Below are 21372 nucleotides of genomic sequence, written 5' to 3'. Positions count from 1 at the left end.
ATGCCCGCTGGGTAATATCCTCGAAAGCTTAACGACAGCCATAATAAGAAGTCAGGAAGCTGCCATTGCACCCCGAGTCAACCACTTCCTTGAGTTGCAAAGGAACTGTGTGTTAATAACAGCCCGGCCGTTATTGAGGAGATTGAAAACACATTATAGAAATTGCTTACCAGAAAAACTTGGTAAAACCGGTAGCGCCTTTGGTTAAAACCGGTAAAAATTGCCGTTGTTGGTTCTGGTCCGGAAATAAATTCAAGGAAATATATCAAAAAGAAGCCCAACACGCCTACTTCTCGCCGGGAAGGGTAAACTTAATAGGCGAACACATTGATTACAATGGCGGGCTTGTAATGCCGGCTGCAATAACTTTTGGCACCTATTTATTGATAAGCCCAAATAACGACAATGTATTCCGTTTTAAAAGTTTGAATTTTGATGAGAAGGCAGATGTGGCCGTAAACGATAGCTATAAAAAAGATGGCGACGGTTGGTATAATTTCCCGTTAGGCGCCATAGAATATTTTACTAAAGACGGACATAAGATAACAGGTTTGGACATGCTGTTTTTTGGCGATATCCCAATTGGTGCAGGTTTATCTTCATCGGCATCTATAGAGGTGGTAACATCGTTTGCTTTGAATGAGTTATTTAAGGCAGGCTATGATAAGCTGGAATTGGTTAAGATCGCTAAATCGGTCGAGAATAACTTTATGGGTCTTAACTGCGGTATAATGGATCAGTTTGCCGTAGCATTTGGCGAAACAGATAAAGCGATTGTATTAAACTGCGACACGCTTAAATATGATATTGTACCCAGCAACCTGGGTGACTATGTACTGGCTATTATCAATACCAACAAATCGCGCAAGCTGGTTGAATCTAAATATAACGAGCGGGTTGAAGAGTGCCGGCAGCATTAAAAGCGCTTAACCAGGAGCTTAACATTAACTATTTGTGCGATATTGATACCGCGACATTTAATCAGCATAAACATTTAATAACTGATGAGGTGGTTCGTAAACGTGCCCAACACGTTGTTGAAGAGAACGACCGGGTTAAATTGGCCGCCGATACCCTTGCAGCAAACGATCTGGCAGGCTTTGGCAAACTGATGTATGCCTCGCACGACTCCTTACGCAACCTTTACGAGGTTAGCGGCAAAGAGCTTGATACTGTAGTAGAATATGCCAAAACTAACCCACACGTAGCCGGAGCACGCATGACAGGCGCAGGATTTGGCGGCTGTGCTATAGCCCCGGTAAAACACAATGAATTTGAAAACTTTAGCCACGAACTAAATACTTATTATACAGCTAAAATAGGTTACGCACCATCTGTATATCAATCATTAATTGGCAGTGGAGTTGGAACCTTGCCGGTATAGAGATGCGAAAACTAAAATTAGACGAGCTTAACCGCGCAACTGTAGAAGAGTTTAAGGACCAGCAGAAACTTCCTGTTGCAGTAGTATTGGATAGTGTACGCAGCATGCATAATATCGGCTCGATATTTCGGACGTCTGATGGTTTTGCGGTGGAACAGATATGTTTATGTGGGATAACTGCGCAGCCCCCCACCGCGAGATTGAGAAAACAGCGCTGGGGGCAACCCAGTCTGTTAACTGGACATATCATGAAGACGCGGTAGCAGCCGTTAAACAGTTACGTGCAAATGGTTACCAGATCGTTGCTATTGAGCAGGCCGAAAACAGCGTAATGCTAAATGAATTTATCCCCAATAAAAACGCAAAATACGCGTTGATATTTGGTAATGAGGTAAGTGGAGTTAGCGATGAAGTGATGCAGGTAATTGACACCTGTATTGAAATACCGCAATTTGGCACCAAGCACTCGTTCAATATTGTCGTGTCGGCAGGTATTGTATTGTGGGATTTTTTTGCTAAATTGAATTTGTAAAATGTGATTGATGAGTGCATTAGCTAAAAAACTATTAATAAAGCCTGGTAAAAACTGGTTGTTTTATAATGCGCCTAAAAGCTATTTTGCCACCCTTGAGCCTTTACCCGAAGGCGTTACCCTATTTTTTATCCCTAACAGGCAAGTTGACGGGGTGCAGCTATTTGTAAAAAACGCTGCCGAACTGGCCGAATCCTTAAAGATCATAGTCCCGGTATTAAAACCCGATACCGTATTCTGGATAACCTACCCCAAAAAGAGCTCGGGTATTAAGAGCGACCGGAAATGATGGGCAGTTGGGAAGAAGTAGCCAAATATGATCTGCGGATTGTAGCCTCAGCAGCTATTGATGATACCCGGACGGCCCTGCGTTTCAGGCCGTTGGGGCAGTCAAAAGAGTCTGAAGGGAACAAGACAAACATCCGTCAGAACGAGTACAGCGCCTTTATCGACGTGGATAATAAACAGATCAAACTCCCACCCCTTATTGCCGATGCCCTGAAAACAGCACCCCAGGCTATGGATTTTTACCAGCAGCTCTCCTACTCCAATAAAAAAGAATACGTACTCTGGATCCTTACGGCCAAACAGGAAAAGACCCGCGACGAGCGGTTGGTGAAACTGGTAGAAAAATTAAATAACGGCAAAAAAAAATCCGTCGGAAAAGTAAATATTTTTATTTGTTTTTGAAGTCTATATTGTTGAAGTAACCTTATACCCAACATCCTCTTAAAAGCATTAATACTACCTTTATAATTAGTCAGTTCTTAAACTTTTAACCGGATTGTTTAATGCCGCCCTAACGGACTGGTAGGTGACCGTTAACACCGCGATAACGATGGCCAGCAGACCTGCTCCTGCAAATATCCACCAGCTCAGTTCTACCCGGTAAGCATAACTGCTAAGCCATTTGTTCATCGCGTACCAGGCTAATGGGAAAGCAATTAACAGTGATAACGCTACCAGACGTACAAAGTCCTGCATAAGCATGACCACTATTCCCCAAACGCCAGCGCCTAATACACGCCTTACACCAATTTCCTTTATGCGTCTCTGTGTCGCGAAAGTAGCCAGCCCAAATAAACCCGGGCAAGATACCGGGATGGATAGCAGCGAAAAGGTATTAAATAATGTGCCCATGCGCTGTTCGGCTACATATAACTTAGAGAGGTCCTGATCTACAAAACCATAAGCAAACGGTGCATTTGGGTAAACATGCTGATAAATAGACCGTAACTTTACAATCAGCGCCTGGATATTTGCCGGACTGGAACGTAATACAAGATAACCGCCATTATTGGTATGTTTCATAATAAGGGGCTCTATGGGTTGCTGAACCGGCTTGAAGTTAAAATCTTTGACTACACCAATAATCAATCCTTCGTGTCCTTTGCTGGTGATCTTTTGTCCCACAGCGTTTTCTACAGTCATGCCCATCAGTTTCGCCGCTTTTTCATTTACAACATAGTTATTTTCATCCCCTTTGATTTGGTCATTAAAGCTGCGCCCGGCAAGCATATGCATACCGAAAGTTTTAACGAAGCCATCATCCACACTAATGTGTGGAAAGAGGATTTGCAAACGGGGATCTTTTCCGCTCCGGTCACGTTATTAGTGGCGGAGCTGAGATTGGTAGGCAATTGATTAACCAGGCTATAATCAGTGATACCGGGATTTTGCTGCAGCGCTGCTTTTAATGCCTGGTAATTACTTTGAAGATCACCGGTTCTGGGCATTTCCAGATAAAGCAGATTCGCCTTGTTAAAACCGATATCACGGTTGCGGATAAACCGTAACTGGTAGTTTACCACGATAGTGCTCACAATTAAAATTACTGCTACAGCAAACTGGAACACAACTAACCCGTTCCGTAAAGAGGACTTTTTATTACCAAAAACTTTCAGACCTTTTAACACCGTAGACGGGTTAAACGACGACATGAAAAATGCCGGGTAACTTCCGGAAACAATCCCAACAAACACCGCCAGGCCCAACAAACTTCCCAATAACTTGAAATTTAACAAATCCATTGTTATTTGCTTAGCCGACAGATCGTTGAATAACGGCAGCAGCAACCACGCACCAGCACTGCCAATGATCAATGAAATCAAGGCAACCAATAAAGATTCGCTCATGAATTGCGTAACCAGCTGCCCACGCATAGCGCCAATAGTTTTGCGCAAGCCAACCTCCTTAGCTCTTTGACTCCCTAACGCTGTTGACAAGTTCATAAAGTTTACGCAGGCCAGCAGTAAAATAAACAGGGCCACCAGGAAAAATATGGTCACATACTGGTTATTCCCTTGTCCATCAACATCCACCGCCAGCTGCGAGTGCAAATGGATGTCGGCAAGCGGCTGTAAGGAAAAGGTGCTTTTAGTGTTACTCTTGTCATTAGCCTTATAGATGGCATTAGTTTGCTGTTCAAGCGCCGCGATACTTTTAGCATCGGCTTTAAAGTGATCATCCAGTTGAATGTAGCTGTAGGCGGAAAAATTGTCCCAAACACCTCCGTTTGATTGGTTATAAAAATCGATGGGTAATAAAATCGCAAATTGTAAATGCGAATTATGCGGGATATTTTTCAATACACCGCTTACCTGGTAATCATGTCCATTCGCGTCGTTATCGACATGAATAGTTTTTCCAATGGCCTGTGCAGAACCAAAGTATTTTATTGCAATACTTTCTGTAATGACCACACCGTCCGGACGCGTTAGCGCTTGGTTCACCTCGCCCTGCAATAATGGATAACTGAATACCTGCAGGAAATTTGGATCTGCGTAGAGAATATTTTTTCAGCAAACTTCTGAATGCCTACACTTACAATTGCGCTGACCGGCACTACCCTGGTTACCGCCTTAATGGCTGGTAACTGCTGCTTCATTGCGCTCACAACCGGCGGAGGTGTTACGGCGGCAGGTGTACCCGCTACATTAGTAGTTAGCCTGTAAATTTGACCGGCATGTTCGTTAAACTGATCATAGCTGCGTTCATCCTGCACCCATAACAGGATCAGGATACTACAAGCCATACCTGTCGCTAAACCAAACACATTCAGAAAGGTGAACAGTTTAAACCTGCGCAAGCTGCGGAAAGCGGTTAAAAAATAGTTTTGAAACATAATGATGGATATAGAAAACTACAGCATCTAACGGCATGCCATTTATATAAAAAATTGATTAACAATCTATTATACTATAATTATGTATAACAACTGTTCGATAACGGTACAATCAAATGTCCGCTTTTAAATTACCGTTCAGCATTGGCAACTTAGTTCAAGACTCTGGTCTACAAAAACCAAAAAATCCTCTCCCGCTAAGCGAAAGAGGATTCTCGAATATCATTCCCCCTTCAGGGGGTCAGGGAGTCTTACGAATCAAAGACCTGGTCGAATTGGTTAACAGAATCTTTGCTCTCTAATACAGAGTGCCCCATTAAAAACTCATCAACCTTGCGGGCGCATTCGCGGCCTTCTGATATCGCCCAAACAACCAATGATTGTCCGCGGCGCATATCGCCTGCTGCAAATACTTTGCTTACGTTGGTACGGTAAACACCTTCTTTAGCATTAACATTTTTACGGCCATCAAGTTCAACACCAAGGCTTTCCAGCATACCCACATATTGCGGGTTCAGGAAACCCATAGCCAGGAATACCCTTTGGCAAGGTATCTCGCGCTCTGAGCCTTCAACTTCGGTAAACTTCACCGGGCGACCCAGAAATCTGTTTCCCATTCCACATCAGCTATACGTAATGCGCGCAGGTTACCATTCTCATCGCCTAAAAATTCTTTAGTATTGATACCCCAGTGGCGTTCAACACCTTCCTCGTGCGAGGTAGTTGTTTTTAACACCATTGGATAGCTTGGCCATGGCATGTGCTGTGTGCGCTGCTCTGGCGGCTGAAACATCACTTCAAACTGCTTGATAGATTTGGCACCACGGCGGTTTGATGTACCTACACAGTCAGAGCCGGTATCACCACCACCAATAACTACCACATCTTTACCGGTAGCTAAAATATCTTCGGCTGTGATTGGCGAGTTGCCAACGCGTTTGTTTTGTTGTTTCAAAAAGTCCATTGCAAAATGGATACCTTTCAGCTCGCGGCCGGGGATAGGCAAATCGCGCGGAATGGTTGAACCACCCGATAATACTACCGCGTCATGGTTACGCACCAGTTCATCGGCAGCAATATCCTTACCTATTTCGGTATTGGTTTTAAATTCAACGCCATCTTTTTCCATCACTTCTAAACGACGATCAATAACCCATTTTTCCATTTTGAAATCGGGGATCCCATAACGTAGCAAGCCGCCAATTTTATCATCGCGCTCATATACCGTAACCTCGTGGCCCGCTTTGCTTAACTGCGCGGCGGCAGCCAACCCCGCCGGACCAGAACCAACAACGGCAATTTTTTTACCGGTTTTAACCAAAGGCGCTACCGGTTTTACCAAGTTTTTCTGGTAAGCAATTTCTATAATGTGTTTTTCAATCTCCTCAATAGCAACCGGGGGCCTGTTGATACCTAACACGCATGCAGATTCGCAGGGCGCGGGGCAAATACGGCCGGTAAACTCGGGGAAGTTATTGGTTGATGCCGTGGATCTGGTAAGCATCTTCCCATTTCTTATTGTAAACTGCATCGTTAAACTCGGGGATGATATTACCCAGCGGGCATCCCGAATGACAAAACGGGATACCGCAATCCATACAGCGCGCCGATTGTTTATTTAGTTCCTCATCAGAATATAAACTCTCAAATTCGTTATAGTTTTTATACGTTCTGCAGGCGATAATTTTTCAGGCATCTTCCTGTCGTATTCCTGAAATCCTGTTACTTTTCCCATCTCTGAATTATTTGCTTACAGTTTGATATTCTAATTTCTCTATTACTTTTTTATACTCCTTAGGGAACACTTTCACAAAATCGGTAGAAGCTTTGTCCCAGTTTTTGATGATAGATTGTGCCAGCTTGCTGCCGGTTAAGCTTACATGCTTCCGCAATAAAGTAAGGATCTGCTCCTCGTCTTTAAGTGTTAGCGGGTCAAGGTCAACCATTTCCATATTGCAGTTTTCGGCAAAATCACCATCCGGATTATAAACCCAGCAATACCGCCGCTCATACCCGCGGCAAAGTTACGGCCCGTTTTACCAAGGATAAGCGCCAGTCCGCCGGTCATATACTCGCAACCGTGGTCGCCAATACCTTCAACAACTGTTGTAGCACCCGAGTTACGTACCGCGAAACGTTCGCCAGCCATACCTGCTATAAAGGCTTCGCCTGATGTTGCACCGTACAGGGCAACGTTACCTATAATAATATTTTCTTCGGCCTGGTAAGTAGCATCAGGCGATGAATAAACCGCCAGTTGCGCACCTGATAAGCCTTTACCTACATAATCATTAGCCTCGCCTTCCAGCTCAAATGATACGCCTTTGGTTGCAAAAGCGCCAAAGCTTTGCCCGGCAGATCCTTTAAATTTATAGTTGATGGTATTATCAGGTAAACCTGCTGATCCGTAGATCTTCGAGATCTCATTTGATAATAACGCGCCTATGGTACGGTCGGTATTTTTCACATCATAGGTACCAAATACCGGTGTTTTATCAGCCAGTGCAGGTTTTGCATCTTCCCATAGTTTCCAGTCGATGATCTCGGCCATGCCATGATCCTGTGCTTCGCTGTTGTAAAGCGTAACATCTTTGGGATTATTTACCGGATGAAGAATACCAGAAAGATCAACCTTCTTAGCTTTCCAGCTCTTAATGTTATCTCTTACTTTCAGGAACTGAACGCGGCCCACCATTTCGTTAATGGTACGGAAGCCTAATTCGGCCATGATCTCGCGCAGCTCTTCAGTCATGAACTTAAACAGGTTCACGATATGCTCCGGCTTGCCCGAAAATAATTTTCTAAGTTCAGGATCTTGTGTAGCAACACCTACCGGGCAGGTATTAAGGTGACACTTACGCATCATGATACAACCACCGGCAACTAATGCGGCGGTTGCAACACCCCACTCCTCTGCACCCATTAAGGCTGCAATAGCTAAGTCGCGGCCTGTTTTTAACTGACCATCTGTTTGTAACACCACGCGGCTGCGCAGTTTATTGCGTACCAATGTCTGGTGTGCTTCTGCTAAACCAAGTTCCCATGGTAAACCTGCATGTTTTACCGAGCTTATTGGCGATGCACCTGTACCACCGTCATAGCCGGCGATCAAAATAACATCGGCATGGGCTTTGGCAACACCTGCGGCAATAGTACCTACGCCTGCTTTTGATACCAGCTTAACGTTGATACGGGCAGTGCGGTTAGCATTTTTAAGTCGAAGATCAACTGGGCCAAATCTTCGATAGAATAAATATCATGGTGCGGCGGCGGCGATATTAAACCTACACCCGGAGTTGAGTGACGGGTTTTTGCTATCCAGTCGTCAACCTTGTGGCCCGGTAACTGCCCCCTTCGCCGGGTTTTGCACCCTGCGCCATTTTAATCTGTAACTCGTCGGCATTGGTCAGGTAGTTTGAGGTAACCCCAAAACGACCAGATGCCACTTGCTTGATAGACGAGCGCATAGAATCGCCGTTAGGCAATAACTCATAACGCATTTCATCCTCGCCACCCTCGCCGGTATTGCTGCGGCCGCCAATACGGTTCATGGCAATAGCCATGGTACTGTGCGCCTCGTGCGATATCGAACCGAATGACATTGCACCCGTAGCAAAGCGCTTCATAATGTTTTCTGCCGGTTCAACCTCGTCTATCGAGATCGCTTCACGGTGATGTGCAAAATCAAGCAATCCACGAATGGTAAAATGTTTCTCGCTTTGCTCATTAATAGCCTTAGCGTAGTTTTTATAAACTTCGTAGTTATTACTGCGCGTAGCATGTTGTAATAAGTGTACGGTTGTTGGGTTAAACAAGTGTTCTTCGCCACGGCGCTTCCACTGGTAAATACCACCTTCGGGCAATAAACGGCTCTCGCTTTTAGCGCCAAAGCCTATGCGGTGTTTGCAAAGCGATTCGCGCGCAATCTCATCCAAACCTAAACCGCCGATACGGGTAACCGCTCCGCAGAAATATTTATTAACTACGTCTTTGTTCAATCCTAAGATCTCGAATACCTGCGAACCATGGTATGATTGCAGAGTAGAAATTCCCATTTTAGAGAAGATCTTTAACAAACCGTCGTTAATAGATTTTACATAGTTTTTTAACAGGTATTTGGTATCCGGGCTGGTTTCTAACGCGCCGCTTTCTTTTAAGTTCTCTATAGTGGCTTGTGCCGTATGGGTTAATAGCAGTTGCGCCAAATGCCAGTAAGCAGGCAAAATGATGTACTTCCCAAACATCACCTGTTTCAACTACTATACCTACAGCACCACGTAAGCCTTTTTTGATCAGATGGTGATGCACCGCAGATACCGCTAATAATGATGGTATAGGCGCGTGCTCAGAATCAACCGCACGGTCAGACAGGATCAATACTTCAAAACCATCGGCAACAGCATCCTCTGCATAGCGGCAAACACGCTCGATACCTTTTTGTAATGAGCCGGGGTTACCATCAGCATTAAAATAAGTTTGCAGCGTTTTAGCATGGAACATGCCGGTATCAATACTGCGCAGTTTCTCTAACTGATGATTTTTTAAGATCGGGTGTTTAAGCGTTACGCAATGGCAATGCATTTTATCCTCATCAAGCAAGTTACCGTTGTTACCTATAAAGGTAGCAAGGCTCATTACTAAACGCTCGCGGATAGGGTCTATCGGCGGGTTGGTTACCTGCGCAAAAAACTGCTTAAAGTAGCTTGATAGATGCTGAGGTTTATCAGATAAAATAGCCAAAGGCACATCAGTACCCATTGACCCTATCGGCTCTTTACCATCAAGCGCCATTGGTTTGATGATGGTATCGATATCCTCGCGGCTATAACCAAATACCTGCTGGTAACGGAAAACCGAATCGGCGCTCAGGTTAGCAAAAGCTAAACGCGGCTCGGTAAGGTCCTCCATTTTTATTTTATAGTTCTCTAACCAGCGGCCATAAGGCTGGCGCGAAGCTATTTGTTGTTTGATCTCTTCGTCGGTAATGATTTTGCCGTGCTCGGTATCAATCAATAACATTTTACCCGGCTGTAAACGGCCCTTACGTAAAACTGTTTTCTCGTCTATCTTCAGTACACCGGTTTCAGAAGCGGCTATAACACGGCCATCGCTGGTAATGGTATAACGTAACGGGCGCAGGCCGTTACGGTCAAGCACCGCACCTACCAGTTTACCATCGGTAAAGCTGATTGCTGCCGGGCCATCCCATGGCTCCATTAAAGTAGCGTGGAACTCGTAGAAAGCTTTCTTTATCGGGTCCATCTGCTCGTTGCCATCCCATGCCTCAGGTATCAGCATCATCATTACGTGCGGTAATGAGCGGCCGGTGTGTTGCAGTATCTCAATGATGTTATCTAAACAAGCCGAATCCGACTGATTGTTATCAACCACCGGTAACAGCATCTCCATCTCCTCGTTAGTGAAGTACGCAGACGCGTATGATTTAAGGCCCGAGTAGAACCAGTTTAAGTTACCGGTTAACGTATTGATCTCGCCATTATGCGCTATCATGCGGAACGGCTGGGCCAACTTCCATGACGGGAACGTATTGGTTGAGAAACGCGAGTGAACCACCGCCAAAGCTGATGCCATGCGCGGATCGGTAAGATCAGCATAGTACTGGCGCAACTGGTAAGTAGTTAACTGGCCCTTATAGATAATGGTTTTGCAAGATAACGACGGGAAATAGAAATCGTTCCTTGCACCCGGGATAGTTTCGGTAACTGTTTTGTTGATGTATCTTCTTAATACGTATAGCTTACGTTCAAAATCTTCGGTATTGGTAATGCTGTGCGGCCTTGAAATAAACACCTGCTCAACATCCGGCTCGGCGCTGCGTGCGGTTTCGCCTATTACTGATGAGTTTACCGTTAATTTACGGTAACCTAATTTATGTAATCCTAACTTATCAATTGCATTATCAATTACCGTGCGGCAGGCTTTTTTAAGCACCGATTCCTTTGGCAGGAATATCATACCTACACCATACTCGCCCGGCTCAGGCAGGCTGATCTCCGGTATGAGCATTCTTCCATGAAAAATTCATGTGGCAATTGGATTAATATACCCGCGCCGTCGCCCGAGTCAGGATCGCAGCCGCAGGCTCCGCGGTGCTCCATGTTCTCTAACATCGTAAGCGCGTTATCAATTATCTGGTTGTCTTTATGACCATTAATGTTGGTGATAAAGCCTGTTCCGCAAGAGTCGTGTTCAAATTCTGGCCTGTAAAGACCCTGTCGTGTGCTATCGTTCTGATCCATCGCTATACAAACGGTTTATATGTGTTCGTAACCACGAAAATACAGAATGCAAAACGTTTTTACGATATAAATATTAATTTTTGGTATTCTCTTAAAAAATGGCAGATAATACCTGCTCCAATTTTAAATTTAATAATAATTTAACAAAACATATTAAAATATCGCAAATTACATGACTTAAATTATAGTATTGGCAATAAGTATAGTTATTGGTTTGACAGACAAAATTGGATTTCATTTAAACTTTTAAAGCAAAATGTAATTGGGAATAATGATATATAACCTTATTTAATTACGCGACAAGCAGCAAACCACTCCCTCCTTCATTAAAAATGCTTTTACTATTTTTGCAAAAATTTTAATTAATGTCTGCAAAAAATAAAGCTGTTTTTTTAGATCGCGATGGTGTGTTAAACCATGAGCAGGGCGATTATATATGCCGGGTGGAAGACTTTATAGTTCTCGATAATTACGACGCGTTAAAGACGCTGCAGGATAAAGGTTATATGCTTATTGTAGCCACCAACCGGGGCGGCTTGGCTAAAGGCTGGTATACCGAAGAAGAACTTGCTAAAATGCATACCAAATTGCGCGAAGCTTACCATGAACACGGTGTTGAGTTTACCGATATGTTTTATTGCCCGCACCACCCCAACTTTACCGGCGACTGCGATTGCCGCAAACCCAAACCGGGTCTGCTGCTGCAAGGGATTGAGAAATATAATATCGACCCGTCAAAGTCATACTTTATTGGCGACCGTGACCGTGATGTGGAAGCCGGAACCGCCGCGGGTGTTAAAGGTATTTTGATTGATAGTGATCAGCCGATTAGTACGGTGTTGGATATGATAGCTTAATTACAACATGACGAAATACACCGCCTACCTAAAACATATTGATACACTGATAGCCGCCATCATCGGCTTCATTGTGATCCATATATTTACAAGTTACAGCGGTGTGGGGATCTCTCCTGACTCTATCATGTATGCCAGTACAGCCAACAGCATACAGGCGCATTGGTCGCTTATAACCTTTAATGGTACGCCTTTAACTTTCTTCCCTGTGTTTTACCCTTTCTTTTTAGGGGTGATGCAATTTATAACCGGGGTTGATGCTTTTATTGCCGGATCAGTTATTAACTCGTGCCTGTTTGCGGCGGTGATATTTGTAACCGGGTGGATGATGGAAAGGTTCATTACCCATGCCGGGATCTATAAAATATTGGTGCTAGCAGCTATCATCCTAAGCCCGGCACTGATCGAGATCTACAGCTTTTTATGGTCGGAAACGTTGTTTATACTGGAAGTAATGCTGTTTATACTGGCTTATCACCACTATATGCGCTTGCACAGCACCTTCTCCTTATTAATGGTGGTAATTATTACGGCTGTTGCATGTATAACGCGTTATGCCGGTATCACCCTTATTGGCGCGGGCGGTTTAATGTTGTTACTGGACGACCAGCTTACCATCCGCAGAAAAATAAAGCATGTATTGATATTAGGTTTTGGGTCGATATCATTATTGGCCGGCAATCTGTTTTTAAACAGTTTGAATACGGGATTAAGTACGGGTAAACGCCTGCCATCCATTACTTCTTTCAGCGAAAACCTTCACTACGCCGGCACCGTGTTTTGCGACTGGGCCAGCTTTCATGAAAGTGCCGATAGTTATGCTACGGCTATTGCAGCATTAACATTAATAGCGCTGATAGCTATTTTAGGCTGGAAAGCCTTTACCGGCCGCATTAACAGTTACGAAAATATAGTGATAGCATACGCGTTGGTCTATGGATTATTCATTATTTTGCTGGCTACGTTTTCGCGGTTCGAACGGTTAAACAGCAGGCTGCTGTCGCCTATGTTTATACCCTTATTAATATCATATACCAGCTGGGTTCCTGATGTTTTCGTTACGATAAAAAAGAGGGCCAAATACGTTTTGGCTGGCGTTGCTATATTGCTGATGCTGGCCTTTGAATATGCTTCGGCGCAATCTCTTTATCAGCGCTATGACGATGAACTGGATTATGGCGTGCCCGGCTACTCGGACGATAGCTGGAACACCTCGCCTTTTGTACAATTTTTAAGATCGCACAAGCATATTTTTAAGCCGGGCGTGCCCGTAGTTTCTAACGCGGATGAAGCTGTTTACTTTTTTACAGGGATGCATTCAACCCCGGTGCCGCACCGTTATTTTAAACAGGATGTAGACAAGTTTTACCAGAGAAAACATTATTACTATATCTGGTTTAAAACTTTAGATAATGTGGAACTGATTAATATCCACGATATCGAAAAAGAGCATCAACTAAAACATCTATACGATTTAAAGGATGGAGCGATTTTTGAATACAATGGTGACGGGCTCAAATAAAAAAAATAGTCTACCACTTTACTATTTATTTTGATTTTAAAAACAACTGCGCTATATTTGCAGCGCTTATCTATAGTTATACTATATAAAAATGGGACTAAATAACATACATCAACTGCATCTGCACCATCACCACCTTGTGGTGATCAGATAACTGTATGTTTCTACGCGAAATAACAACCCCCGTTTATAATTTTTATATTAGTACCCTTAATTACACTCAGTGAAAACACTAAAAATAGCGATCCAAAAATCGGGTCGGCTCAACGAAAAATCTGTTGAACTACTAAAAAATTGCGGCTTAAATTTTGAAAATTATAAGAGCTCGCTTATCTCTCCTGTTTCTAATTTCCCGCTCGAAATTTTGTTCCTGCGCGATGATGACATTCCTGAATATGTACAGGACGGCATTGCCGATCTGGGTATAGTTGGCGAAAACGTAATCGAAGAAACTGAAGTATCTGTAAGCTACTTACAGCGTTTAGGTTTTGGCAAATGCTCTTTAAAAATAGCCATCACTAATAACAGCGATATTAATGAACTGACCGACCTTGAAGGCAGATCAATAGCTACCACCTACCCGGTTATTTTGGGTAAATTTTTGCAAAAACAAAATATACATGCGGATATCCGTACCATTTCGGGTTCGGTTGAGATTTCGCCGGGTTTAGGATTAAGTGATGCCATCTGCGACCTGGTATCAACCGGCGGCACATTAAAAAGCAACGGACTAAAACCTTTTGCTGATGTAATGTCGTCAGAAGCGGTATTGATAGGGTCAAAAGGCAGCGAAACCAACGACCTGGTACAGGAGCTGATGCAACGGATCCAATCGGTATTACGCGCCAAGGAAACGAAATACGTAGTGTTAAACGTTAAGAAGGATAATTTGCCGGGCGTATTAGCATTATTGCCGGGTGTTAAAAGCCCATCCGTATTGCCATTGGCCGAAGAAGGCTGGGTTGCGGTACACACCGTAATACCTGAGCGCGATTTTTGGGACCGTATAAGCCAGCTAAAACAAGCCGGCGCACAAGGCATTGTTGTGATGCCAATTGAGAAGATAATATTGTAGTTTGCAGTAAGCAGTTACCGGTTTTGCAGTAAGCAAGCGGTAATTGCCAACTGCAAACTGAAAACTGCAAACTGATGAAAGTTTACAATTATTCAGATTTAAGCAAACCCGATATCACCAAGCTGGTACAACGCAACGTTGACCCGGCTAACGAGATCCGCGCTATTGTTGAGGAGGTTTTAGCCACCGTACAACAACACGGCGACCGTGCTTTATTGGACTATGCCGAAAAGTTTGACAAGGTTACTTTAAACAAGCTGTACCGGATAAAGCCGAGCTGGAAGAAATGGCAGCAACCATATCGCCCGACCAGAAAGCCGCTTTGGATACCGCTTATGATAACATCTACAAGTTTCACCAAACACAGTTAAAAACTGAGGACAAGGTTGAAACCATGCCCGGCGTTACCTGCTGGCGCGAGTTAAGGCCGATTGAAAAAGTTGGCTTATATATCCCCTGGCGGCACCGCTGTTTTGCCAAGCACATTTTTAATGCTGGGCATCCCGGCGCGTATTGCGGGTTGCCATGAGATAGTGGTTTGCTCACCGCCGCAAAAAAATGGCAAGCTTAATGCTTTTATAGCTTATGTGGCGCTATTGTTAGGTATTGATAAGATCTACATGGCAGGCGGCGCGCAGGCTATAGCGGCCATGGCTTATGGGACTGAAACGATCAGCAGGGTCGATAAGATCTTCGGACCGGGTAACCAGTTTGTAACCAAGGCTAAAACCATTATACAGTCGACCACCACCACGGCTATTGATATGCCGGCCGGCCCGTCGGAAGTATTGGTGATTGCCGATGAAACCGCGACACCTGAGTTTATTGCTGCCGACCTGTTGGCGCAGGCCGAACATGGTATTGATAGTCAATCTATCCTGGTTACCACATCGGCACAAATAGCTAACGCGACCTTAGCCGAGGTTGAGAAACAAACAGCCGTTTTACCACGCGCGGAGATTGTTAAACAAGCGCTGGATAACTCGTACATCGTTATAACAAAAACATTGGATGAAGCCATGCAATTCAGCAATGAATACGCGCCCGAGCATTTAATACTCGCCACAGAACACTGGTCACAGATCACTGGTAAGATCATCAATGCAGGTTCTGTGTTCCCCGGGTAATTTAACACCCGAGAGTGTGGGCGATTATGCATCGGGCACCAACCATACGCTGCCAACCAGCAGCTATGCAAGGGCTTATTCAGGTGTATCGGTTGATTCGTTTGTGAAGAAGATCACCTTCCAGCATATTACGCCCGATGGCATACAAAACATCGGGCCATCGGTAGAAATACTGGCAGATTTAGAAGGTTTGCACGCGCATAAGAATGCGGTGAGTGTAAGGATGAAGAAATAAATATATCATTGCGAGGAATAAAGCAATCGAAAGAGAAATACAATGCGTGATTTAGGTAAAACATTAGGCTTGGTGCTATTCGTCATTTTTCTTTGTGCGTGCAATCATAAGAAAAACAGCACATCATTCGATGTAGCTAAAAATGATGCCGATTCATCGCGAAAAGCTGATTCTTTACGGGTTATAATCCAAAAAAATCATTTAAACCATACAAATTAAATAAATATTACACTGCTGTTGATACAGGCGAGTTTTCTGCCGGAACATTTGAAGGGACATATGCTATTGTAGAGCGCGACGGGAAAATTGCAGATACTATTAATTTAGGATATGGCATTAATCAAATCAGCGATAACCAATATTTATATTATACATTAACAAAGTACAACAACAAAACCGAAACCGAGCGGGCATGGCCCGGTGTCCTTTATGCAAGTCCTAATAAATACATTGCCGTTTTAAAGGAAAAGAAAGTAATATTAAAAGATATTCTCCAAGGCTTTGACAATCACAAATCTGCCCCAAACGTAATTAATGGGAATATATACTTTTGGCAGTACGATAAAATAAATGGAAATTTTAAAATAAGTGCAGCAAAGTACAATGTAAAAAGTGGCTCGACAAAAAGCATTACTTATTTAGCAACGATTTAGAAAGTATTGAACACTTTTCTTGTCCTGTTGAAAAGAATAAGGCCATTGTATTCTATTGGGAGAGTGGTAGCTGGAAATTCTCTCCTGATTTTAAATTGATAAAATAATGTTCGACATAAATAAAATACTAAGAGAAAACATAAAAACCTAACCCCTTACTCATCCGCCCGTGATGAGTTCCGTGGCGAGGCAAGTGTATATTTAGATGCCAACGAGAACGCTTTTGGCTCACCGTTGGATGAACCGTATAACCGTTACCCCGATCCCTTGCAATACAACGTTAAAATGCGTTTAAGCGAAATTAAAGGTGTACCAATACGTAATATATTTTTAGGCAATGGCAGCGATGAGGCTATCGATATCCTTTTCCGCAGCTTTTGCAACCCGGGCGTTGATAATGTGATATTAGTGCCGCCTACGTATGGCATGTACGAGGTATCGGCAAATATTAATGATATAAAAACCAAAAAGGTATCGCTTACCGAAGATTTCCAATTGAATTTAGAAGGTATAGCCGAAGCGATAGACCAAAACACCAAGCTGATCTTTATCTGCTCGCCAAATAACCCTACGGGTAATTCTATTAATCGTGATGATGTAGAAACCTTACTGAATAACTTTGACGGCATTGTGGTGGTTGACGAAGCTTATATCAACTTTAGCCGCCAGAAAACATTTATACAGGAGCTTACTGAGTATTCAAACCTGGTAGTACTGCAAACCTTATCAAAAGCCCGGGGATTAGCCGGATTACGTGTGGGTATGGCTTTCGCCAGCGAGGAAATCATCGAGGTAATGAATAAGGTTAAACCACCTTATAACATTAACGAATCATCGCAGCAACTGGCGCTTAAAGCTCTGGCTAATGTTGAGCAGGTAAACGGCTGGATAAAGGAAACTCTGGCACAGCGCGATAAACTGGTACTGGCTTTAAAAGAGTTTGATTTTGTACTGGATATTTTCCCCAGTGATGCTAACTTTATCCTGGTTAAAACAACCGATCCGAAAGGGATTTATAACTTCCTGGTACAAAAAGGTATTATTGTACGCGATCGTTCAAAAATTGACCTTTGCGAAGGCAGTCTGCGGATAACTGTGGGTACACCGGCCGAGAATGAAACATTGATCGACACTTTAAAAAACTTTAAATGAGCAAGCTACAGAAACTACTTTTTGTCGACCGCGACGGCACCATGATCAAGGAGCCTGTTGATGAGCAGATAGACTCGTTTGAAAAACTGGAGTTTTATCCGGGTGCTATTGAATACCTGTCGAAAATCGCAACCGAGCTGGATTACGAATTGGTGATGATAACTAACCAGGATGGTTTAGGATCGGATAAATATCCTGAAGATACTTTTTGGCCGGTACACAACTTCATCCTGAAGACATTTGCTAATGAAGGTGTAAACTTTTCGGCGATATATATTGATCGTACCGCCGGCAGATAATGCCCCTACCCGTAAACCGGGCACAGCGTTGTTGACGCAGTATTTTGATACCACCAAATATGATCTGGCTAATTCGTTCACCATCGGCGACCGCCGTAATGATGTTTTGCTGGCTAAAAATTTAGGCGCAAAAGCCATCTGGTTAAATAACCAATCAAATTTAGGCGGCAATGAAGCGCAAAACAATGCCGAAATAAAGGATGTAGTGGCTTTGGAAACCATAGAATGGAAAAAGATATACGAGTTTTTAAAACTGGGAGAGCGTGTTTTTGAAAGCAAGCGCGCTACTAAAGAGACTGACATCTACGTAAAAATAAACCTGGATGGTACTGGTGAAGCTAAAGTATCAACCGGCCTGCATTTCTTTGACCATATGCTGGATCAGATCGCGCGTCATGGCAGTATTGATTTGGAAATAATTGCCAAGGGCGATTTACATATTGACGAGCATCATACCATTGAAGATACTGGCATTGCTTTAGGTGAAGTTTTTGCTGCTGCTTTGGGTAACAAAAAAGGAATTGAGCGTTATGGTTTTTGCCTGCCAATGGACGATTGCCTGGCACAAGCTGCAATTGATTTTGGCGGCCGCAACTGGTTGGTTTGGGAAGCTGATTTTAAACGCGAAAAAGTCGGCGACGTACCAACCGAAATGTTTTATCATTTCTTTAAATCATTTAGCGACGCTGCCAAAGCTAACCTTAACATTAAAGCCGAGGGCCAAAACGAACATCATAAAATTGAAGCCATTTTTAAAGTATTTGCAAAAGCAATAAAAATGGCTGTAAAACGTGATGTAAATAACATGGTTTTACCATCAACTAAAGGAATGTTGTAAATAGAATCAAGAGTCAAGAATCGAGAGCCAAGACGTTTGGCTTTTATCTTGATTCTTGCTTCTTGTTTCTTGACTCTAAATAAAAAATGATAGGAATAGTTAGATACGGTGCCGGCAACATCTTCTCGCTTACGGCAGCTTTAGACCGGCTGGGCATCCCTTACGGTATGGTACATACCGAGGCTGATATGGCGCAGTTTGACAGGTTTATTATTCCGGGGGTTGGTCACGCAGGTGCTGCAATGGATAAGTTGACCGCGTCGGGATTAGTTCCGGCTATAAAAGCTTTAAATAAACCAACTTTGGGTATTTGCGTGGGCATGCAATTACTGACGGAATACTCGGAAGAAGGTGATTCTAACCTTTTGGGTCTCTTCCCTATCAAAACATTAAAATTTGCCGCCGATGCCGACCATAAAGTGCCGCATACCGGTTGGAACAGGGTATATGCCGAAAAGGAAAATCCACTTTTTAAAGATATTCCTGTTGGTTCACATTTTTACTTTGTACATTCATACTTTATTGAGTATGATAATAGTTATACCTTAGCTTCAACTGATTATAATATTAAATTTTCGGCATCAATTTGGCGGGATAACTTTTATGCTGTCCAGTTTCACCCGGAAAAGTCCGGGGTTTATGGCGAAACATTATTAACTAACTTCTCAAAATTGTAAAAGACATGTATATAATTCCTGCTATTGATATTTTGAATAAAAGGTGGTACGCCTGCGCGAGGGAGATTATGAGCAAGTAACCAGTTATGACGTTACTTTAGAGGAGATGATTGAAAAGTATCAATCAAACGGTACCAATTTAATCCATATCATAGATCTTAATGGTGCAAAGAACGATTTCTCTAACCAGAATATTTGTTCGACGTGATCCGTAAAACAGATATGCAGGTACAGTATGGCGGCGGCATTCGCAGCATTGAAAAAGTAAAAGAGTTGGTAGCTGCCGGTGTACACCGGGTTATTGTGGGTACGCAGGCTTTAACCAATCCCATGTTTTTAGACGAGCTGAGCAAAGCCGTTTGCGGTCGCGATAAATGCTCGGATAACGTGGTCATAGCTATAGATGTTTTAGACGAGGTTATTAAATACTCGGGCTGGATGGAAAGCTCGCCGATTAAACTGATGGATTATGTTGACAGGTGTTTATCGCTTGGCTTCTTCCGTTTTTTATGTACCGATATCAGTAAAGACGGTAAATTGGGTGGTGCCGGTGTGGACCTTTATGGAAAACTGCTTGACCATTCGCCATTCATCAAGCTAATCGCTTCGGGAGGTGTAAGCTCCATGGCCGATATTGAGCAATTAAACCGCTTAAAAATAGAATCGGTAGTAGTGGGCAAAGCTATTTATGAAGGCAAGATCAGCATTGAAGAAGTAAAGAATTGGAATTTGGAATCGTTAATCTCGATATAACGCTACGAGCGTAGCGAGCATCATTTATAAATAATTGTCATCCTGAGCATAGCGAAGGATCTTATACGATTGACAAGATGCTTCGTTCCTCAGCATGACAAACTAATTATGCTTGCTAAAAGGATTATCCCCTGTCTTGACGTTAAAGACGGCCGTACTGTTAAAGGCGTAAACTTCGTCGACCTGCGCGATGCCGGCGACCCGGTTGAACTGGCCTGGAACTATTCGCGCCAGGTGCGGATGAGCTGGTATTTTTAGATATCACTGCCACACACGAACGCCGTAAAACTATGGTCGAATTGGTTAAGGCTGTTGCGAGACAGATCAATATCCCCTTTACCATAGGCGGCGGTATTAACGAAATAGCTGACGCTGACGCGCGCTTAAACGCGGGGGCCGATAAGATCTCCATCAATTCGGCAGCAGTGCGTAACCCTGCTTTAATTGATGAGTTGGCTAAAGCATTTGGCGTACAATTCGTGATTGTTGCAGTTGATACCGGGGTTAACGATGGGAAAAATATTGTACACTTAAACGGCGGCCGCATTCCCACAGAAAAAGAAACGTTAGACTGGATAATAGAAGCCGAAAGCCGCGGCGCAGGTGAGATTTTATTAACCTCCATGGATCATGACGGTACTAAAGCCGGGTTTGATAACGGGTTGTTAAAGAAAGTAAATGATGCGGTGAATATCCCGATAATTGCCTCGGGCGGCGCGGGCTCGGTACAGCATTTTGTGGATGTATTTGAGCAGACCAATGTTGATGCTGCTTTGGCTGCATCGGTTTTTCATTATGGGGAGATATTAATACCCGACCTGAAGGATATTTTAAGGGACAGGCATATAGAAGTTAGATAAACAGGCACGGTGATCCTGAACTTG

General features: G+C 43.4%; 18 protein-coding genes and 9 pseudogenes. 16 read left to right on the top strand and 11 right to left on the bottom strand.

Annotation, left to right across the window (positions count from 1 at the left end; all coding sequences use genetic code 11):
- From HK413_RS15560 to HK413_RS12270, 6 genes and pseudogenes are all read left to right on the top strand, one after another.
- A partial coding sequence (locus HK413_RS15560; protein ID WP_217452295.1) for a hypothetical protein occupies positions 1–208 on the top strand: 208 nt, incomplete at its 5' end.
- Positions 180–920, top strand: a complete 741-nt coding sequence (locus HK413_RS18370; protein ID WP_246230471.1) for a galactokinase — start codon at positions 180–182, stop codon at positions 918–920. The genes HK413_RS15560 and HK413_RS18370, both read left to right, overlap by 29 nt.
- Positions 905–1384, top strand: coding sequence for a galactokinase (locus tag HK413_RS21500; RefSeq protein WP_317169559.1), 480 nt, complete (start codon positions 905–907; stop codon positions 1382–1384). Before HK413_RS18370 ends, HK413_RS21500 begins: the two co-directional genes overlap by 16 nt.
- A 2-nt stretch (positions 1385–1386) precedes the next feature.
- Positions 1387–1916: pseudogene (locus HK413_RS12280) on the top strand (RNA methyltransferase).
- A gap of 10 nt (positions 1917–1926) precedes the next feature.
- Entirely contained in the window at positions 1927–2205 is a 279-nt protein-coding gene (locus tag HK413_RS12275; protein ID WP_175270342.1) for a hypothetical protein, read from the top strand.
- The gene (locus HK413_RS12270; protein WP_175270341.1) at positions 2202–2606 is read left to right on the top strand and encodes a YdeI/OmpD-associated family protein; all 405 of its coding nucleotides are present in this window, start codon (positions 2202–2204) and stop codon (positions 2604–2606) included. The genes HK413_RS12275 and HK413_RS12270 overlap by 4 nt, the downstream gene beginning before the upstream one ends.
- 66 nt (positions 2607–2672) lie before the next feature.
- Here the strand turns inward: HK413_RS12270 and HK413_RS12265 are convergent, their stop codons facing one another.
- The 11 genes and pseudogenes from HK413_RS12265 to HK413_RS22345 all read right to left on the bottom strand — a co-directional run.
- Positions 2673–3440, bottom strand: a complete 768-nt coding sequence (locus HK413_RS12265) for an ABC transporter permease (protein WP_175270340.1) — start codon at positions 3438–3440, stop codon at positions 2673–2675.
- A complete protein-coding gene (locus tag HK413_RS20075) occupies positions 3374–4648 on the bottom strand; it encodes an ABC transporter permease (protein WP_175270339.1) in 1275 nt (424 codons plus the stop codon). Before HK413_RS20075 ends, HK413_RS12265 begins: the two co-directional genes overlap by 67 nt.
- Positions 4645–5040 (bottom strand): ABC transporter permease, encoded by a 396-nt coding sequence (locus HK413_RS20070; protein WP_175270338.1) that lies wholly within the window; start codon positions 5038–5040, stop codon positions 4645–4647. The genes HK413_RS20075 and HK413_RS20070 overlap by 4 nt, the downstream gene beginning before the upstream one ends.
- 251 nt (positions 5041–5291) lie before the next feature.
- Positions 5292–5657 carry an FAD-dependent oxidoreductase gene (locus HK413_RS21495; protein ID WP_317169558.1) on the bottom strand — a complete coding sequence of 122 codons (366 nt, stop codon included), beginning with the start codon at positions 5655–5657 and terminating at the stop codon, positions 5292–5294.
- Entirely contained in the window at positions 5627–6544 is a 918-nt protein-coding gene (locus HK413_RS21490; RefSeq protein ID WP_317169557.1) for a glutamate synthase subunit beta, read from the bottom strand. The genes HK413_RS21495 and HK413_RS21490 overlap by 31 nt, the downstream gene beginning before the upstream one ends.
- On the bottom strand, positions 6513–6722 hold the full coding sequence (locus HK413_RS21485; RefSeq protein WP_317169560.1) for a hypothetical protein: 210 nt from the start codon (positions 6720–6722) through the stop codon (positions 6513–6515). Before HK413_RS21485 ends, HK413_RS21490 begins: the two co-directional genes overlap by 32 nt.
- A 60-nt stretch (positions 6723–6782) precedes the next feature.
- Positions 6783–6992: a hypothetical protein gene (locus HK413_RS18350; protein WP_246230469.1), complete on the bottom strand. Its 210-nt coding sequence runs from the start codon at positions 6990–6992 to the stop codon at positions 6783–6785.
- Positions 6965–7453 (bottom strand): annotated as a pseudogene (locus HK413_RS18345) (GltB/FmdC/FwdC-like GXGXG domain-containing protein); the annotation flags it as partial. The pseudogene HK413_RS18345 and the gene HK413_RS18350, both read right to left, overlap by 28 nt.
- A 357-nt stretch (positions 7454–7810) precedes the next feature.
- Positions 7811–9206, bottom strand: a pseudogene (locus HK413_RS22355) (FMN-binding glutamate synthase family protein); the annotation flags it as partial.
- Positions 9124–9831 (bottom strand): glutamate synthase central domain-containing protein, encoded by a 708-nt coding sequence (locus HK413_RS22350; RefSeq protein ID WP_394353174.1) that lies wholly within the window; start codon positions 9829–9831, stop codon positions 9124–9126. The pseudogene HK413_RS22355 and the gene HK413_RS22350, both read right to left, overlap by 83 nt.
- 198 nt (positions 9832–10029) lie before the next feature.
- Positions 10030–11300: pseudogene (locus HK413_RS22345) on the bottom strand (glutamate synthase subunit alpha); the annotation flags it as partial.
- A 365-nt stretch (positions 11301–11665) separates the two neighbouring features.
- On the opposite strand from HK413_RS22345, the gene HK413_RS12240 reads away from it, so the two are divergent.
- From HK413_RS12240 to hisF, 10 genes and pseudogenes are all read left to right on the top strand, one after another.
- Complete coding sequence (locus tag HK413_RS12240) at positions 11666–12157, top strand: D-glycero-alpha-D-manno-heptose-1,7-bisphosphate 7-phosphatase (protein WP_175270337.1); 492 nt, start codon at positions 11666–11668, stop codon at positions 12155–12157.
- A gap of 7 nt (positions 12158–12164) precedes the next feature.
- Complete coding sequence (locus tag HK413_RS12235) at positions 12165–13679, top strand: hypothetical protein (RefSeq protein WP_175270336.1); 1515 nt, start codon at positions 12165–12167, stop codon at positions 13677–13679.
- A gap of 223 nt (positions 13680–13902) precedes the next feature.
- Positions 13903–14754 carry an ATP phosphoribosyltransferase gene (hisG, locus tag HK413_RS12230; protein WP_175270335.1) on the top strand — a complete coding sequence of 284 codons (852 nt, stop codon included), beginning with the start codon at positions 13903–13905 and terminating at the stop codon, positions 14752–14754.
- Between the two features lie 74 nt (positions 14755–14828).
- A pseudogene (gene hisD / locus HK413_RS12225) lies at positions 14829–15881 on the top strand (histidinol dehydrogenase).
- A gap of 16 nt (positions 15882–15897) precedes the next feature.
- Positions 15898–16116, top strand: coding sequence for a histidinol dehydrogenase (locus HK413_RS22340; RefSeq protein WP_394353173.1), 219 nt, complete (start codon positions 15898–15900; stop codon positions 16114–16116).
- 759 nt (positions 16117–16875) lie between these two features.
- A pseudogene (gene hisC / locus HK413_RS12220) lies at positions 16876–17921 on the top strand (histidinol-phosphate transaminase).
- A pseudogene (gene hisB / locus HK413_RS12215) lies at positions 17918–19058 on the top strand (bifunctional histidinol-phosphatase/imidazoleglycerol-phosphate dehydratase HisB). The pseudogenes hisC and hisB overlap by 4 nt, the downstream one beginning before the upstream one ends.
- A gap of 86 nt (positions 19059–19144) precedes the next feature.
- The gene (hisH, locus tag HK413_RS12210) at positions 19145–19735 is read left to right on the top strand and encodes an imidazole glycerol phosphate synthase subunit HisH (RefSeq protein ID WP_175270334.1); all 591 of its coding nucleotides are present in this window, start codon (positions 19145–19147) and stop codon (positions 19733–19735) included.
- Positions 19736–19740: 5 nt separating this feature from the next.
- Positions 19741–20488: pseudogene (locus tag HK413_RS12205) on the top strand (1-(5-phosphoribosyl)-5-[(5-phosphoribosylamino)methylideneamino]imidazole-4-carboxamide isomerase).
- A gap of 108 nt (positions 20489–20596) precedes the next feature.
- Positions 20597–21348 (top strand): annotated as a pseudogene (gene hisF / locus HK413_RS12200) (imidazole glycerol phosphate synthase subunit HisF).
- Positions 21349–21372 lie beyond the last annotated feature (24 nt).

It is taken from the genome of Mucilaginibacter humi (assembly GCF_013087555.1).
Note: the sequence above shows the minus strand (reverse complement) of the source record. Positions and strands in the feature narration are given on the sequence as shown.

Coding starts and splice junctions, on each gene's coding strand:
- hisH (WP_175270334.1), top strand. CDS start 19,145: ATGATAGGAATAGTTAGATACGGTGCCGGCAACATCTTCTCGCTTACG.
- HK413_RS12240 (WP_175270337.1), top strand. CDS start 11,666: ATGTCTGCAAAAAATAAAGCTGTTTTTTTAGATCGCGATGGTGTGTTA.
- HK413_RS12275 (WP_175270342.1), top strand. CDS start 1,927: ATGAGTGCATTAGCTAAAAAACTATTAATAAAGCCTGGTAAAAACTGG.
- HK413_RS18350 (WP_246230469.1), bottom strand. CDS start 6,992: ATGGAAATGGTTGACCTTGACCCGCTAACACTTAAAGACGAGGAGCAG.
- HK413_RS22350 (WP_394353174.1), bottom strand. CDS start 9,831: ATGGCGCTTGATGGTAAAGAGCCGATAGGGTCAATGGGTACTGATGTG.
- HK413_RS12235 (WP_175270336.1), top strand. CDS start 12,165: ATGACGAAATACACCGCCTACCTAAAACATATTGATACACTGATAGCC.
- HK413_RS20070 (WP_175270338.1), bottom strand. CDS start 5,040: ATGTTTCAAAACTATTTTTTAACCGCTTTCCGCAGCTTGCGCAGGTTT.
- HK413_RS21490 (WP_317169557.1), bottom strand. CDS start 6,544: ATGCTTACCAGATCCACGGCATCAACCAATAACTTCCCCGAGTTTACC.
- HK413_RS21495 (WP_317169558.1), bottom strand. CDS start 5,657: ATGGGAAACAGATTTCTGGGTCGCCCGGTGAAGTTTACCGAAGTTGAA.
- HK413_RS12265 (WP_175270340.1), bottom strand. CDS start 3,440: ATGCATATGCTTGCCGGGCGCAGCTTTAATGACCAAATCAAAGGGGAT.
- HK413_RS12270 (WP_175270341.1), top strand. CDS start 2,202: ATGATGGGCAGTTGGGAAGAAGTAGCCAAATATGATCTGCGGATTGTA.